We start from the raw sequence: 14,209 nt of genomic DNA on the forward strand, positions 1-14,209 counted from the left end.
CTCGTACATCATCTACGTCACGTTCTTCGTGAAGGGCCTGATGGCCGAGGGTGGGTACACCCAGGTGGGAGCGGGGCGCCTGTTCATGGTCATGGGGTGGGCCAGCCTGCTGTGCGGGCTGATCTGGGGCTGGGTCTCCGATGCCATCGGGCGCAAGACCACCCTCGTCATCGTCTACCTCATCCAGACCGTCGCCTTCGGGCTGTACGCCCTCCATCCGCATCCGGCCGGCTTCACGGTCTCAGCCATCCTGTTTGGCCTGACCGCCTGGAGCATCCCCGGCATCATCGCCGCCGCCAGCGGCGACCTGTTCGGGCCACGCCTGGCCCCGGCCACGCTGGGCTTCGTGACCGTCTTCCTGGGCGTTGGCCAGGCCGCTGGCCCCACGGTCGCCGGGATGCTCGCCGATGCGCACGGCTCGCTGCTGCCGGCCATGCTGCTGGCCGCCGTCGTGGCACTGCTGGGCGCGGGGCTGTCAGCCACGCTACACCCCGTGCATGGCAAGCGCTCGCTATCCCCCGCGCGTGGAGGCGACCATGGATAACGAGCGACAGGTGATCCACCGCGAGCGGACCAGCCAGGGCGCCCAGTGGAGCACTGTGCACCACGGGTACTTTGGGAGCGAGGAGATCGCGCGTCCGCTCGTGGACGCGGTCCTGCAGACGGTGGACCAGTCGCCACCCGCGGTGCTGGCCGACCTCGGCGGCGGTACGGGGTTCCTCCTCGGGCAGATTCTCCAGCGCCGGCCGGAGCTGAGCGCACGTCTGGTGAATGTGGACCTGTCCGCCGACCAACTGGCCGCGTGTGAGGAGCCCCGCCTGGAGCGCCTGCAGGCCTCCGCCTCCGGGATCAAGCGCGAGGACCTGGCCGTGGGCGACGGGCGCCTGATGCTGATGATGCGCTCCGTGCTGCACTACTTCGGCTGCGAGGGCGCCCTGCGCGTGCTGCGGCACCCGCGATCCCAGACGCTCCCGGGTGAGGTCTTCGTGCACCAGACGGCCTGCTTCTGGCTGGGGCCGTACCGGCGCTGCATCAACCTGCTCTACCAGCGCATGGCGACCGGCAAGTGGTACCCCCTGGTGGGGGAGCTGGAGTTCCTGCTGGGCAAGGCCGGGTGGGAGGTGGTGGAGGTCGTGCCTGCGCCCCCGCTCCTGCTCGACTCACCCTCACTGGCGGTGCGGTATGACCTGGGCGAAGAGGCCGTGCAGGCCATTCGGGAGGAGTTGCTGGGGGACTTCGGGGTGCTGCGGCGGGTCTTTGAGCCCCAGGAGGCGGGCTTTGCGGCCTGGCTGCACTACCACATCTTTACCTGCCGGGCGGTGTAGGGCAGGGCGCAGCGGCCTCCGCGGCGAACAGCCCCCCATGCCTCGGCCGGTCCTGATTCCCGCTCTGCTTGCCCTGCTGTGGCCCTGCGCGTTCTGCTCGGGGGACGGGCTCGCCCAAGTCATCGGCTATGTCTCCTCCCTGGACCAGTCGGTGCAGCAGTATGGCGTCTACCTGCCCGCGGCCCCGGCGCCCTCCCCGGCGGGCTATCCGGCCATCCTGCACATGCACGGCTACGGCTGGTCGGTCAGCGCCGGGTTCTCGGACTTCCAGAAGCGCTGGGCCGAGGACCACGGCTGGATTCTCATCAATCTCAACGCCCGCGGGCCCCAGTTCTATGAGGGTGTCGGCGATGTCGAGACCCGCAACGTCGTGCGCGATGCCCACGAACGGTTCGGCCTGGACCTGGGGCGCCTGTTCCTGACCGGCGGTTCCATGGGCGGCACCGGCGCCTACCGCATGGGCATGCGCTATCCCGACCTCTTCACCGCTGCCGTGGGCGTGGATGGCTGGTCGGACTACCGCGAGTGGCACTACCACTGGTACGCCCGGACCGACCAGCACTCCGACATCGAGGAGTTCCGGCGGCCCCTGCTGGAAGCCATCTCGCCGCTGTACTGGGCCGGGCGGACCCGCTGGAACGCCATCCAGACCTCCGTCAGCGGCCGCGACAACGTGGTGCTGCCCGAGAACGGCCTGCTGCTGTCCAACGCCCTTGGTGTCCGGGCCCAGCAGACGCCCGGCGCCTACGCCAACCGCCTCTTCGTGGACTACGAGGCCGGTCACTGCGGCAGCACGCGCCTGGACCAGATCTACGAGTACTTCCTGCACCGCCAGACCCATCCCAATCCTCCCGGCTTCCTATGCGAGACGCCACTGCTGGCCCACGGGCAGATGTACTGGGGCAGCATGTTGCGGCTGAAGGTGCAGGGGGCGTCGGCGGCGTTGGAGGCGACCGTGGACCCGGGGACGCCGTTGGAGGGGCCGGCTGATAGCCGGCCCGCCGTGGCCGCCGCCGGTCATCAGCCATCCGGGGAGCTGGTCGCGTCCGCCACGAACGGCGGGCCGGCTGATAGCCGGCCCCTCCGAACGGCGACGGCTACTGTCCTCACCCGCAATCTGAGCCGAATCGCCGTGCATCTGCAGGCCTCGCCGGCCGCCGAAGCTCGCGATGTGGCCCTGTACGTCGATGGCTTCCTGGCCTACCAGGGACCGCCCCGAACGGTGACCCTCCAGGCGGACTTCTCGCCGAAGGGTGACCTGTGGGGGTGGGCGGAGACGGGGGCCGCGAGCGAGACCGGGACGGCGGGCCGGCTGGTAGCCGGCCCCTCCAACGGCCTGGCCAAGACGCCGGAGCTGGAGGGGCCCCTCGGCGAGGCCTTCAAGCGGCCGTTCCTGGTAGCCTACGGCACGGACGGCGCGCCCGAGCAGGTGCGCCGCAACCGCCGCGAGGCCGAGGACTTCGCGCGCGGCTGGAACGGCTTCATGGTCCATGCCGACGCCGTCGCCGCGGTGCCCGAAGAGCGCGTGCCGGCCGCCGACGTAGCGAGCAAGTCTCTCGTCATGTTCGGGACCGAACAGAGCAGCCGCCTGCTGCGCGAGGCCAATGCCCGGCGCGAGCTGCCCGTGCACATCACTGACGATGCCATCACCGTGGCCGACCCGCAGTGGGGCGACCGGGCGTACCGCGGGAGCCAGTATGGGGCCTTCCTGTGCTTTCCCAACCCGCTGTGCGACTTCCGGCAGTACCTGGTGGTATGTCGCGGCCAGTGGGCGACCAAACCCAACGGTTCGGCCCGGCAGGGGCTGGAGTACGACCTGGAGAAGTTGCCGTGGGCGTATTCTGACTACGTGGTCTTCGACACGGATCAGCGCGAGCTGCCGCATGTGCTGAATGTCAACAACAAGCCGCCGGTCACGTGCTATGAGGCCGGCTACTTCGTCGAGGCGGGGTACTTCGACCAGGACTGGCAACCCTATCGCGCGGCGACGCTGGACCGGGTGCGGGCCCAGGGCCTGCCGACCCGCCTGGTACATGTCGAGCAACTGCGCCCCTCGGCCGCCGGGTTGCAGGTGCTGATCGCGGATGCCTCGGGGGCGCTGGTGCCCCAGGCGCGGGTGACGGTGAGCGGCTTCGGGAGCCCGCCGGTGACCTCCTCGGCGGTCACGGATGGCGCCGGCCTGGCCACGTTCCCGGTGCTCGCCGCTGGCACGCCTGCCAGCGTCGTCAACGTCATGGCGACCGGCGCGGAGTATGACTGGCAGGCCGACCGCGTGTCGGCCACCGGACAGGGCGGGATCGGGCTGGCGGCTCGCGCCGCTGCACCCGATGAGAACGGCCGCGCCCGGGTGACGCTCGATCTGAACAGCGACCACCCCGAGCGCGTGTCGGCGCGGCTGCTCGTCCCCGTGGGGGAGGTGGACCAGCCCGTCCGCGAGGTCGCGCTGGCGGAGGGGCAGGGGTCCTCGGTCGCCCTGGAGTGGCGGCTGCCCGGTGTCCCGGCCGGGACATACCGGGCTCTGGCAGAGGTGACATCCAGCCGGCGGCCGGTGCGCTTCTCGCGGCCGGTCTTCGTCACGGTCGGCTTGTGGGCGGACAGCCCGCTGCGGGTGACGGAGCTTGTTCCGACCGACATCGGGCTGGGGGCGGCATGGCAGGTTGCCGTGCGTGTCACCAACTTCGGGACCACACCCGAGACGGTCACAGTGCGCCTCGCGCTGCCGACCGACCGGTGCTACCCCGAGCCGCAGTCGGTGACGCTCGAACCGGGGAAAGAGACGACAGTCACGTTCAAGCAAGCGCCGGGCACGCCACCGCTGGAGCAGGGCCTGCACCCGGTGCGGGCGTATGTGCAGGGGCATCGCGGCGCTGTTGCCTATGCTGAGTTTACGGTGAAATAGGAGCACGATGATGACTCGCCTTCTGGGCCTGCTGGCCGCCCTCACGACAGTCCTGCCGGTTGCCGCCGAGGTTGTGCAGCTCTCGCGACCGGGCGAGATGGTGATGACGCTGCAGCCCGGCAGCGCCCGGGCGCTGGTGCGGGAGACGCGCACGCTGCAGCTTCCCGCGGGCGACAGTGCCGTCGGCTTCTCGTGGAACAAGGCCAACGTGGACCCCTCGTCGGTCACGCTGGCGCTGGAGCGCGGCACGGTGGGTGAAGCGTCGCGCGCCCCGGGGCAGGACCGGGCCCTGGTGTGGCAGGTGAACATGCCCCAGGCCGGCGCGACCGCGGCGGTGGTGAGCTATCTGCTGGACGGCGCCAAGTGGCAACCGAGCTATGTGCTGACCCTCAACCCCGCGGCCGGGAAGGCCGTCCTGGAGGGCAGCGTGCGGCTGACCAATGAGACCGGCGTGGCCCTGCAGCAGGTGTCCCTGCAGATGGGCGCGCCGGGGACGACCCTGGCCGACCGTCCCGAGGGCCCACAGAAGTCGGCCCGGCCCTTCGCGGCCAGCGCGACCATCGAGCCCGGCGCCACCGCCGTCGTGACCTTCACCGTCATCCCTGACATCCCCGCTACCGTCCGGTACGTGTATCAGTCTGACCGCTCGGGCAACATCGAGCAGGTCCTGCGCCTGGGGCTGGACCAGGTCGGCGTGCCCGCCATCGCTCTGCCTGACGGGCCCATGCTGATCCAGCAGGCCGGCGAGCCGCCCGTGCCGGTCTTCAAGACCCAGCTAGACCTGCAGCCGGACAAGGAGTTCGAGGTGTCCATGGGGACGGAGCCGGACATCGTGGTGGAGCGCCGCCTGGTCTCCAGCCGGCGGGGCAACTTCGACGTGGACCGCTTCGGCCGCATCACCGGCGTGGACACCACGGAGGAGTACCTGCTCACCGTCCGCAACCACCTCGGCCGAGACGTCACCGTGGACGTGGTCGAGACCGTGCTCTCGACGTGGGACCTCAAAGCGCCCGACCCCGCCCGGCGCGAGACAAGCTGGGTGCAGTGGGCCCTGCCGGCGCTGGCCGGCCAGGCGGCGGAACTGCGCTTCTCGCTGGTGAAGCACGCGGGCACCCGGGCGAAGAAGTAGACGCCCGTCGCCCCGTGAAGCCCCTGCAGGACGATCCTGCGCTCATGTCGAATGTCAGTGGACTGCCACGATGGAGGCTTGATGATGCGCCGCTGTCTGCTTGTATTGCTCCCGCTTGCTCTAGCTGCTCCGCTCTGCGCCGCCCCCCTGGTCTTTGAGGCTGAGAAGGTCTCCGGCCCGGCCGAGGCCTGGGGAGAGAACATCACCCCCACGACCAAGTGGAACCTGTGGAGCAAGGATAGCGACGCCGACAAGAAGTGGTCCGGCGGCGTGGTCCTGCAGTCCCCGCAGGTCATGGCCGACCGCGAGAAGCCCGAGGATGGCGCGCCGGTGCTGCACACCGTCCTGACTGACATCCCCAAGGGCACCTACATCATCGACATCAAGTTCGGCCGCGACCTGGGCGTCTCCCTCGACGGCAAGGAGTGGAAGCGGCTGTCGGCGCTGGGCGGGCGCCTGGGCAAGTTCGAGATCGACGGGACGTTCGAGTGGTGGGTGGACGACCGCTACGCCGATCGCAACAGCCCCGGCTTCGGCTACTACGACTACATCACCCTGACCCCGACCCAACCGGAAGTCATGGGTGTGGCCAACGGCGGCTTCGAGTTCGGCAAGAGCCTCGACGACAGCGCCTGGGCCTGGTGGTCGCGTGAGAACGTGGGCAGCGCTGAACTCGTCGCTGAGGGGAAGACAGGCCGTGCCGTGAAGATCATCCACACCGGCGAGAAGGACTTCGCCCTGACGAACGCCGGCCGCCTGAAGGTCAACCCCGGGGAAGCCTACCTCGCGACCGCCTGGATGAAGTGCCAGGACACCGCCTCCGCCAACCTGGACATCGTCTCGGTGGGCGGCGGGAGGGTGCTGTCGTGGAGCCTGGCGTCCGACGGCGTCTGGGGCACCAGCGACTGGAGAAAGCTCGCGGCCAAGACCTTCATTCCGGCCGGGTGTGACGAGATCTACCTGCGCGTCACCGGTCGCGGCGCCGTCACGGTGTGGGTGGACGATGTGGCCATCCAGAAGCTGAACGAGCAGCCGCCCGTCGCCAAGCCCAAGACCAAGGTGACGGGCTGGGCCAAGACCCGCGTCACCGAGAAGCTGGACCGGGGCCTCGTGGCCATGCCGGTCGAGGGCGGCAAGGTCTACCTCGGCTGGCGGCTGCTGAAGACCGACCCCGAGAGCATCGCCTTCAACGTCTACCGCGGCACCGGGCGCATGCTGCCGGTCAGGCTCAACGACAAGCCGCTGACGCAGACCACCGACTTCGTGGACGAGAAGCCGCCGCTGGACAAGGACAACATGTGGTACGTCAAGCCCGTCATCGGCGGCAAGGAGGGGCCGGCGTCCGGAACGGTCATGCTGCCCCCGAACCCCGAGGTCAAACCATACGTGTCCTTCAAGCTGCAGGGCGACTACACGTTCCAGAAGGTCGGGCTGGGGGACCTGAACGGCGATGGCAAGCTCGACTATGTCATCAAGCAGCCGCAGGACAACATTGACCCCGCCGACTCCTACTGGTACAAGAGCCCCGACACCTACAAGCTGGAAGCGTATCTGAACGACGGCACCTTCCTGTGGCGCTACGACCTGGGCTGGAACATCGAGCGCGGCATCTGGTACTCCCCCTACGTCGTGTGGGACTTCGACGGCGACGGCAAGGCTGAGGTCGCCGCCAAGACCAGCGAGGGCGACGACCGAGCCCCCGATGGCCGCGTGCTCGGCGGGCCGGAATATGTCGCCATCATTGACGGCATGACCGGCAAGGAGAAGACGCGCCTGCCCTGGCCGAGCCGCAAGGACTTCGGTGGCGGCCTTTCCGGCTACAACCTCGCCTCCCGGAACCAGCTCGGCGTGGCCTACCTGGACGGCAAGACCCCGTGCCTGATCGTCGCACGCGGCACCTACACCGTCATGCGCGCCATCGCGTATCAGTACCAGAAGGGCAAGCTGCAGGAACTGTGGGCCTGGGACAACCGCGAGGAGACTGGCGGGGGCAACTGGCGCGGCCAGGGCGCCCACTGGATGCACTGCGGCGATGTGGACGGCGACGGCCGCGAGGAGGTCCTCCTGGGGTCGTGTCTCGTGGACGACGACGGCAAGGGCGTCTGGACAACCGGTCTGGGCCACCCGGACCGCTGCTTCCTGACCGACGTGGATCCCACCCGCCCCGGGCTGGAGATCTTCTACCATATCGAGCCGCGGCAGAAGGAGAACGGCCTGTGTGTGGTGGACGCCAAGACCGGGGAGATCGTCTGGGGCCTCAAGGAACAGACCTACCATGTCGGCTCCGGCAACTGCGCGGACATTGACCCGCTGCACCTCGGCCAGGAAGTCTGGGCCTGCGAGGATGGCAAGGGCGATCCGAAGCAGGAGAACTACAAGGGCAATCCACCCAAGTGGCTGCTGACGGCCCAGGGCGAGGTCCTGGCGCGCGATGAGAAGGTCCCGTCAGTCGAGACCGTCTACTGGGACGCCGACGGCCTCAAGGAACTCGTGGGGGGTGGCCGCATCTACAAGTACCTCGGCGGCGGAACCGTCGCCCAGGGCCTCGAAGGCGGTCGCTCCTTCTGGGCCGACATCATCGGCGACTGGCGCGAGGAACTCGTCACCACCGTGAAGGGTGAGTTCCGCATCTACACCACCACCATCCCCGCCTCCGACCGCCATGTCTGCCTGCTGCAGGACCCGATCTACCGCGCGGACGTGGCGCACCTGGCCATGGGCTACCATCAGAATCCGGTGCTGGGGTACTACCTGAGGCAGCTCAGCCCGACCATGTGGCCGTCCGCCTCCGCCTCGACCATCGTCGTCGGCCAGCCCGTGCCGGCGAAGATCACGCTCGCGGCCCCGGCCGAGCAGGCCGTCGCCGGCAAGCTCACGCTCACGCCCGACCCGCTCGTCACCGTCTCCCCGGCGACGATTGACCTGAGCGCCGCGCCCGGCCAGACCACCGAGGCCGCCTTCACAGTCACGCTCAAGGAAGCCCCGCCGCTGCTGTACGGCGGCAAGACGGCCAACGTGAACGCCGAGTTCATCGGCGCGACCCCCGGAACGCCGCCCCTGCGCACGGTCCTGGCCCTGAAGGTGGAGGAGAAGCCGCTGCAGGGCGTACCCATGGCCCAGGCCGAGGACTTCAGCGACCAGAGCGGTGGCCAGGTACAGCTCCGCACCGACAAGCTCGGCGCGGTGGGCAAGGCCATCTCGCACTGGGACACCGCCGGACACATGCTGCAGTGGAAGATCAGCGTGCCGCAGGCGGGCAAGTACTGGGTCATCCTGCGGTGTTGTTCGCCGACGGGCGCCCAACGCGAGACCACGGTGGACGGCCTGGCCCCGCTCAAGCAGAGCTTCGGCAGCACCGGGGGCTTTGGCAGCGACACCAGCAGCGACTGGGCCCACCAGGCGGTGCGCGGCGCTGACGGCAACCGTGTCGTTTTCGACTTGACGGCGGGCGAACATGCCATCAAGATGGTCAACCTGGACGGCAAAGGGCTGAATATGGACTACATTGCGCTGGTGCCCGCGAGGTAGCGACAGGCGCCGGGCATCGGGGATCGGGGACCGGAACATGCGAAGATCTGCCGCCGAACATGTTGACGTCGAACGCGAGGAGACCGGGTTGCCGGCCTTCTGGGTGACGCTCTACCTGTTGGCTGTGCTCATCGTCGGTGTCGCCGCCGGCACGCTCCTGGGCCGCCATCATGTGGGCGGCGTCGGGGACTTCTGGCGGCTGCTGCCGATGCTCCTGGTGGGCGAGGTGGTGATCTACCTGGTCATCCTGGCGGTGCCCGGCGACCGGGTGGTGCCGCCGGGACGAGCCATGTTCGGCGTCGTGTTCGGCATGGCGATCCGTGCGCTGATGGCCTTCCTGACCGCCGCGGCGATGCGGCTGGGCGATCCCAGCGCGGGCCAGGGCGCCCTCATGGCCCAGACCTATGCCACTCAGTGGCTGGTCGCACTGACCCAGGTCCTGCTGGTCCTGTTCTACCTGTGGCTGATCCGCGGGGCCCTGGAGAGCGAGCAGCTCAGGCCGCCGCTCCAGCGTGCCCAGGAGGAGATCGTCGAGCAGGAGCGTCAGGAAGCCGAGCAGGCTGCCGAGCGGCGGCGGCGCCTCTTGAGCGCGCTGCAGGAAGTGCGCGGCGAGACCGGCCCCCTCCCCGAGCCGGAGCCCGTACAGCCCGAGCCGGAGCCCGTGCAACCCGAGCCGGAGCCCGTGCAACCCGAGCCCGAGCCCGTACAACCCGAGCCCGAGCCCGTGCAGCCCGAGCCGGAGCCCGTACAGCCCGAACCGGAGCTCGTGCAGCCCGAACCGGAGCCCGTGCAGCCGGAACCCGAGCCCGTGCAGCCCGAACCCGAGCCCGTGCAGCCGGAGCCGGAGCCAGTACAGCCCGAACCGGAGCCCGTACAGCCCGAACCGGAGCCCGAAGCTGCCGGCGACGACACCGCTGCCTTCACGCCGGTGCAGTTGGCACGCGCCTCGCAACTGGCGCTGGACATGGATGAGACAGGCGCGGCGGCCGGTGACTCGGCGGCGTCTCCCGCAGATACCGAGCCGGAGGCCGAGAGATGAGCCTGGAGCGCAGGCAAGCCTGGCCGGCCCTGGCCATCATGGGTGTGGGCATCCTGACCCTGGCGATCACCCTGAAGGCGGCCCAGGCGGACATGCCGGTGCAGCCGCCGTGGATTATGGGCGCATTGGCCGGCCTGTACCTGGTGCTCGCCATGCTGGCGGAAGGCTGCCGCTGGCAGTCGCTGGCCGTCCTGGCGGCCATGCTGGCAGCGCATGCCTTCCTGGCGCTGCTGATGGGCTGGGGCTACGCGGCCGTCGAGGGGCAGCCGCGGTCCCTCGTACCGGCCCTGCAGCATGGACTGTGGGACTACCTGCCGGGCACCGCGCTGCAGTTCGGCTTCGCCTGCCTGGTCGGCATCGTGCTGGATGTGTGGCTGGAGCCCGCGCCGCAGGCCGAGGAGCCGGAGCCCGAGCCGAAGGCAGTGCCGCCCCCCACGCCGGGTCCAGACCTGTCCGCTGCGGCTGACCTGCAGGCGGCTCTGGAGGCCGTGGCTGGACTCGCCGGTGTGGCCGGAGCACTGGCCGCGGCTGAGGCACCGCTGGCGGCGGGGGTGTGGGCTCGCGACCCGCAGGCGGCCTGGCAGCGCGTGCAGGCCATGGTCAAGCGCTCAGGCGCCGGACTGCACACTCTCCCGCTGGACCGTGCTTCACTGCTGATCCGCTCCGAAGAGGGGCACACCGCAGCGCTGCTGGTGACGGACGCGCTGGACCAGCAACAGGCGCACGAAGTGTTGCGGCAACTGTGGGCAGTGGGGCAGAGGGAGTGGGGCGGCGGCGAGTGAAGCCCACGGCCACCGGTCGAGATCAGGGCCGGGGCCCCGCAGCATGGCTGCGGCGCTGCTGGCGCAGCCTCTCCTCGCGCTTCGTCCGGATGAAGGCGCCGGGACGGTTCCTGTGTGACAGTTGCCGGTATGACTACGGCAACGCCTGCCGGCGGCCCGGCCGGCCCAATGTGACGGACTGCCCCGAGTACCGGGCCAGATAGCCCCAGACATCGACGGATGTGACATGCCCAGGCAGATACTCATCTCGACCTCGATGCTCAGCGCCGACTTCTCCCGGCTGGCTGAGGAAGCGCGCGCCCTGGAGGCCGCCGGCGCCGACTGGCTGCACTGGGACTGCATGGACGGACACTTCACGCGCCCGCTGACCCACGGCCCCCTGGTGCTGCAGGCGCTGCGCGAGCACACGAAGCTGTACTTCGACGCCCATCTCATGATCACCAACCCCGAAGCGCAGATCCCGCTGTTTGCGGACGCGGGAGCCGACGGGATCTCCATCCATATCGAGGCCACCGACGAGCCGGCGCGCCTGCTGGACGACATCCGCGCCCGCGGCTGCAAGTCGTGCCTGACCGTCAACCCGCCGACGCCCCTGGCGGACCTGGAGCACCTGCTGTCGCACTGCGATGTCGTCATGCTGATGGGCGTGATGCCGGGCTACGCAGGGCAGGAGTATGCCCCGGCTACGACGCAGCGCATCGCTGAGGTGCGGGAAGCCATTGACCGGGCGGGGCTGGCGACGTTGATCGAGGTGGACGGCGGCGTCAACGATGCAACGGTACGCGAGGTGCTCGGCGCCGGGGCGGATGTGCTGGTGTCGGCGTCATTCGTGTTCAAACACCCGCAGGGGTATGCGGAGGCTCTGCGGCAGCTACGCGCCGCCGCTCCGGACAGCTAACCAGGCACGCGCGCACAGGCACTCACCTAGGCCACGGCAACCGCCGTGGCCTGTCTGTTTGTGCGTTCCGGAGGCACGACGGAGGGCGGCAATACCAAAATAGTGGTTGACAGCCGTCTGAGATTGACGGTAATATCGGGCCACGCCATGAAAACCAGGGTTTTCCACGGCTATCGGTCATACAGAAATGGCTAGCAATGCACCCAGCATGATCGAGACACCGGGCCCGATAGACCAGGCCATCACGCAGAGCCGCCTGACCCTCAAAGAACTCTACCTGGCCTTTCTGGACAACCCGAAGCTCGTTGACATCACGTATGGGCCGATGAACTGCTTTCTCATCCACAACCCCGAGCGGCGGCAGAAGTTCGTCAGTCAGATTCTTCCCCCCCGGGGCCAACCGCTAAACTCGAGGCAGGACTTCATCGAGCGGCGGCTGGTGTCCGGCAAGCGCGTCGCGCCGGTGGATGACCATGGCAGGATCAGAATTGAAAAGGTGCACCTGGGTTGGGCGGGGCTGGAGTCCAGCAGCCAGGCGTTCCTGATGCCCCGCGAGGCGTACGGGTGGATCGAGGTCTGGAACGAGCAGGGCTACTACGATTCGCTCCGCACCATGGACGACAAGTGGCAGGAAGCCATGAATGACGTGCTGGAGAAGCTGTGAAGGGACGGATCGGCCATCGCGGCGCCGCATGACCCGCCAGAGCGCACCCGGCCACACCACAGTCCCTGCATGTTGCACGAGACGCTGACGTGGCTGAACCCGCAACCCGGGCAGACGATCGTAGACATGACCGTCGGGTTGGCGGGGCACGGACGAGAGATCATCAAGCGGATCGGGCCGGACGGGCGCTACGTAGGCCTGGAGTGGGACCCGGAGACATACGCGCTGGCGCAGCAGGCGCTGGCGGATGAGCCGAATGTGATCCTTGTCAACGAGAGCTTTCTGCAGCTGCCGGAGGTGCTGGCGGCGGCTGGGGTGGGGCGGGTAGATGGCGTCGTCCTGGACGCGGGTGTGAACCTGTTCCAGTTGACGGCGCCGGAGCGCTCGATGGCGCAGGACAGCGAAGTCGGGCTGGACATGCGCATGGACCGGCGGCAGGGCGTCCCGGCCGAGGTGCTCGTCAACGAGGCCTCGGAGGCCGAGCTGCGGCAGATCCTGCGGGCAACGCTGAATGAGCGCGAAGCGCGCAGCATCGCCCGGGCCATCGTGAGGGCCCGTACGCGAGAGGCAATTCGGACGACACGGCGTCTGTCCGAGGTCATCCTCTCGACGCTCAGCCCGCAGGCCCGGCGCAAGGGACGGCAGCCCGCCCCGGCGCTCCTGGCGTTCAGGGTGGCAGTGAACAGGGAACTGGAGAACCTGGAACAGGGGATCCGGCTGGCGGTGGACGCACTGCGGCCCGGGGGGCGGCTGGCAGTGATCTCGTTCCACTCCGCCGAGCATAGGGTGTGCCGCGCCGTCTTCCGGAGTTTGGCTCATCCATGCACCTGCCCGCCGCGCCTGCCGTGCGTCTGCGGGTTGCGGCCCCGGGTGAAGATCCTGACGCCCAAGCCACCCGGACCGGATGAGGAAAGCCTGCGTCTCAGCGGGCCGACTTGCCGCAGCGCGAGAATGCACGTGCTGGAAGCGCTGTAGCGGAAGCTCTCGCCGCACCAAGACATGCGTCCGAGGGAGGGGCTCTCGGTGGGCAGGAGGGGCTTTCCAGCCCCCCAGCTCATGCCGCAGCCGTTGTAGCCGGGGCCTGGAAGGCCCCTCCCACACCATAGACGGACGCCCGACGGGAAGCCGCCGGGCGCCGACGAGACAACAGCAAGTTCGCCATTTTTCCGAGAGGTCGTCCTGGCCGGAACCTCTCGGACCTGGAGGGAGGGCAGCTAGTCCGGCGGCGGTTCAGCAGGCAAACACAACACACATCGCAGCATACATCACAGCCACGCTCACTGCACACACGGGCCTTGCATCATACCAACAAGCGCAGCACCAGTCAACAGCAGCGATCGCAGCCCGGGCGGACCTCGTCCGCTCAACCACAGCAATCACCGCAGCAAGGACCGAAGCAAGGGTCACACCCGAACCGTACGCCGGCTAGCTGTCCTCTTTTTTCCTCCTGACGTTGAGCCACAGCCTGTACCTATTCATTGGGAGTGGTGGAACGATGCCTCATCCGGCACTGCGTCATCGGACGCTGCCGCGGGTTCAGCCTCTCCGCCGTCTGCGGTCAGGGCGGCTGTGGTGGCGTCCCCTGCCGTGGGTGCTGCTACTGGGCCTACTGGCGATTCTGCGCGTCAGTTCACAGGCGCGGCTGTCGGAGCTGGAGTGGGAGAGCCGACGGCTGGAGCGCCTGATCCTCGAGCAGGAGCGACGACGCGGCGAGCTGCTGCGTGAGCGGGGACGGCTGATCTCCGACGAGCGGCTGTCGCGGATCGCGGCGGAGGAGCATATGGTCCGACCCGCCACGGTCACGCCTGTTCAGGTCAGCGCCCTGCCCCAGCCCAAGGCGTACTGGGACCTGCCCGACGAAGTCCCCGGCCAACTCAATGGCCAGCAGGTCGGACAGTTGCCGCCGGCCCCTCCCCCGAGCGGCAGCCATGGACCCTAGGCCTGT

General features: G+C 68.9%; 12 protein-coding genes. All 12 read left to right on the forward strand.

Translation table 11 applies throughout. The features are described from left to right. The coding region (locus LLH23_16570) for a YbfB/YjiJ family MFS transporter (protein MCE5240077.1) at nucleotides 1–544 on the forward strand (544 nt) is incomplete at its 5' end. After that, nucleotides 537–1,325 (forward strand): hypothetical protein, encoded by a 789-nt coding sequence (locus tag LLH23_16575; protein ID MCE5240078.1) that lies wholly within the window; start codon nucleotides 537–539, stop codon nucleotides 1,323–1,325. The genes LLH23_16570 and LLH23_16575, both read left to right, overlap by 8 nt. A 37-nt stretch (nucleotides 1,326–1,362) precedes the next feature. Beyond that, complete coding sequence (locus tag LLH23_16580; protein ID MCE5240079.1) at nucleotides 1,363–4,224, forward strand: prolyl oligopeptidase family serine peptidase; 2,862 nt, start codon at nucleotides 1,363–1,365, stop codon at nucleotides 4,222–4,224. A gap of 10 nt (nucleotides 4,225–4,234) precedes the next feature. Continuing rightward, complete coding sequence (locus LLH23_16585) at nucleotides 4,235–5,353, forward strand: DUF4139 domain-containing protein (GenBank protein MCE5240080.1); 1,119 nt, start codon at nucleotides 4,235–4,237, stop codon at nucleotides 5,351–5,353. Between the two features lie 81 nt (nucleotides 5,354–5,434). Beyond that, the gene (locus LLH23_16590; protein ID MCE5240081.1) at nucleotides 5,435–8,881 is read left to right on the forward strand and encodes a hypothetical protein; all 3,447 of its coding nucleotides are present in this window, start codon (nucleotides 5,435–5,437) and stop codon (nucleotides 8,879–8,881) included. 37 nt (nucleotides 8,882–8,918) lie between these two features. Next, nucleotides 8,919–9,920 carry a hypothetical protein gene (locus LLH23_16595; GenBank protein ID MCE5240082.1) on the forward strand — a complete coding sequence of 334 codons (1,002 nt, stop codon included), beginning with the start codon at nucleotides 8,919–8,921 and terminating at the stop codon, nucleotides 9,918–9,920. Beyond that, nucleotides 9,917–10,702, forward strand: coding sequence for a hypothetical protein (locus LLH23_16600; protein ID MCE5240083.1), 786 nt, complete (start codon nucleotides 9,917–9,919; stop codon nucleotides 10,700–10,702). Before LLH23_16595 ends, LLH23_16600 begins: the two co-directional genes overlap by 4 nt. Next, nucleotides 10,699–10,905: a hypothetical protein gene (locus LLH23_16605; GenBank protein MCE5240084.1), complete on the forward strand. Its 207-nt coding sequence runs from the start codon at nucleotides 10,699–10,701 to the stop codon at nucleotides 10,903–10,905. The genes LLH23_16600 and LLH23_16605 overlap by 4 nt, the downstream gene beginning before the upstream one ends. A 23-nt stretch (nucleotides 10,906–10,928) precedes the next feature. Further along, a complete protein-coding gene (gene rpe, locus LLH23_16610) occupies nucleotides 10,929–11,600 on the forward strand; it encodes a ribulose-phosphate 3-epimerase (GenBank protein ID MCE5240085.1) in 672 nt (223 codons plus the stop codon). 208 nt (nucleotides 11,601–11,808) lie between these two features. Then, complete coding sequence (locus tag LLH23_16615) at nucleotides 11,809–12,264, forward strand: hypothetical protein (protein MCE5240086.1); 456 nt, start codon at nucleotides 11,809–11,811, stop codon at nucleotides 12,262–12,264. Between the two features lie 69 nt (nucleotides 12,265–12,333). Next, nucleotides 12,334–13,239, forward strand: a complete 906-nt coding sequence (rsmH, locus tag LLH23_16620; GenBank protein ID MCE5240087.1) for a 16S rRNA (cytosine(1402)-N(4))-methyltransferase RsmH — start codon at nucleotides 12,334–12,336, stop codon at nucleotides 13,237–13,239. Between the two features lie 520 nt (nucleotides 13,240–13,759). After that, a complete protein-coding gene (locus LLH23_16625) occupies nucleotides 13,760–14,203 on the forward strand; it encodes a hypothetical protein (GenBank protein MCE5240088.1) in 444 nt (147 codons plus the stop codon). Nucleotides 14,204–14,209 lie beyond the last annotated feature (6 nt).

The organism is bacterium (genome assembly GCA_021372615.1).
Taxonomy (GTDB): Bacteria; Armatimonadota; Zipacnadia; order Zipacnadales; family UBA11051; genus JAJFUB01.

Bases quoted from the DNA above. Each gene is read 5' to 3' on its own strand.
- LLH23_16585 (MCE5240080.1), top strand. From the start codon at position 4,235: ATGACTCGCCTTCTGGGCCTGCTGGCCGCCCTCACGACAGTCCTGCCG.
- LLH23_16575 (MCE5240078.1), top strand. From the start codon at position 537: ATGGATAACGAGCGACAGGTGATCCACCGCGAGCGGACCAGCCAGGGC.
- rsmH (MCE5240087.1), top strand. From the start codon at position 12,334: ATGTTGCACGAGACGCTGACGTGGCTGAACCCGCAACCCGGGCAGACG.
- LLH23_16615 (MCE5240086.1), top strand. From the start codon at position 11,809: ATGATCGAGACACCGGGCCCGATAGACCAGGCCATCACGCAGAGCCGC.
- LLH23_16625 (MCE5240088.1), top strand. From the start codon at position 13,760: ATGCCTCATCCGGCACTGCGTCATCGGACGCTGCCGCGGGTTCAGCCT.
- LLH23_16590 (MCE5240081.1), top strand. From the start codon at position 5,435: ATGATGCGCCGCTGTCTGCTTGTATTGCTCCCGCTTGCTCTAGCTGCT.
- LLH23_16600 (MCE5240083.1), top strand. From the start codon at position 9,917: ATGAGCCTGGAGCGCAGGCAAGCCTGGCCGGCCCTGGCCATCATGGGT.
- LLH23_16595 (MCE5240082.1), top strand. From the start codon at position 8,919: ATGCGAAGATCTGCCGCCGAACATGTTGACGTCGAACGCGAGGAGACC.
- rpe (MCE5240085.1), top strand. From the start codon at position 10,929: ATGCCCAGGCAGATACTCATCTCGACCTCGATGCTCAGCGCCGACTTC.
- LLH23_16580 (MCE5240079.1), top strand. From the start codon at position 1,363: ATGCCTCGGCCGGTCCTGATTCCCGCTCTGCTTGCCCTGCTGTGGCCC.